This is a genomic window from Nocardioides pelophilus, assembly GCF_014180685.1.
GTDB lineage: Bacteria > Actinomycetota > Actinomycetes > Propionibacteriales > Nocardioidaceae > Nocardioides > Nocardioides pelophilus.
In genome coordinates, this window is sequence record NZ_JACEHF010000305.1 from 1 (window position 1) to 1,495 (window position 1,495).

A 1,495-nucleotide genomic window follows, 5' to 3' on the forward strand; every position below is an offset into this window, starting at 1 on the left:
GCGGGGTCGCGCGGCCACCTCGGCCGGCGGTCCGACCTGCGCCACCGTGCCTGCGTCGAGCACGGCCACCGACGTCGCCAGGGTGAGGGCGTCGAGCGCGTCGTGGGTGACGAGCACGGTCACGCCGGCGAAGTCGGCGAGGTGGCGGCCGAGCTCGATCCGCAGCGTCGCCGCGACGCCGACGTCGAGGCCGGTGAAGGGCTCGTCGAGCAGGAGCAGGTCGGGCTCGGTCACGAGCGCCCGCGCGATGGCCACCCGTTGGGCCTGGCCGCCGGACAGCTGGCCAGGCCGGCGGTCGGCGAGACCGGCGATCCCGAGCCGCTCCAACCAGTCGCGCGCCGCGGCGCGGGCACCGGTCCGCTCCGCCCGCCGGGCCCGCAGCCCGAACGCCACGTTGTCGAGCGCCGACAGGTGCGGGAAGAGCCGCTGGTCCTGGAACACCACGCCGACGTTGCGCTCCTGCGGGGTCCGCGCCAACAGGTCGACCCCGTCGAGGTGGGCGTGCCCGGATGCCGGCACCAGGCCGGACAGCGCGTGCACGAGCGTGCTCTTGCCGGCGCCGTTGGGGCCGACCACGGCGACCACCTCGCCCCGGGTGGCCGACAGAGCGGCGTCCAGCCGACCGGGGACCGAGAGGTGGGCGTCGAGGCCGCTCCCGGGGCTGGTCACGGGGCCGGTCGTGGACCTGGTCACGGGGCCGACACCAGCCACCGGTCGCGCAGCGCGACCAGGACCGCGATCGAGACGATCAGCATCACCAGGCTCAGCGCGAGCGCGGCGTCGCNGCGCGAGCGCGGCGTCGCCGTCGGACTGGCGGGCGACGTAGATCAGGGTAGGCATCGTCTGGGTGGTGCCGGGGTAGTTGCCGTTGAAGGTGATGGTGGCGCCGAACTCGCCGAGGGAGCGCGCCCACGCGAGCACCATCGCGGCCGCGATCCCCGGCAGCGCGAGCGGCACGGTGACCCGGCGGAACGTGGTCCACCGCGAGGCGCCCAGGGTCGCCGCGGCGTCGTCGTACCCGCTGCCGGTCGTGCGGAGGGCGCCCTCGATGGTGATCACCAGGAACGGGAGAGCGACGAAGACGTGCGCCAGCACCACGCCCCAGGTCGTGTAGGGGAACGCGAACCCGGTCGCGTCGAGGAGCGGCTCGCCGAGCAGTCCCGACCGTCCGAACGCCGCCCGCAACGCGATGCCGGCCACGACCGGCGGGAGCACCATCGGCACGATCACCAGCGCCCGGAGCAGCCGGCGACCGGGGAACTCCACGCGCGCGAGGAGCCAGGCGAGCGGGAGTCCGACCGCCAGCGAGACGAGGGTCGCGGCGGTCGAGGTCGAGACGGAGAGCCACAGCGCCTGGCGGGCGGTCTCGGAGGTGAGCTGACGGGGGAGCTCGGTCGGGTCGGTGGCGACGACCAGCGCGGCCAACGGCACCAGGAGCAGCAGCACCGCGGCGGCCGCCGGGGCCATCAGCACCAGCGGCGCCCGGCCGAGGGGG

At 75.8% G+C, this 1,495-nt stretch carries 1 protein-coding gene; it reads right to left on the reverse strand.

Annotated elements, in window-relative coordinates; all coding sequences use genetic code 11:
• Positions 1–1,467: ABC transporter permease (locus H0488_RS24460; RefSeq protein WP_446685647.1), on the reverse strand; the 1,467-nt coding region annotated here is incomplete at its 3' end.
• Between the last annotated feature and the right edge of the window lie 28 nt (positions 1,468–1,495).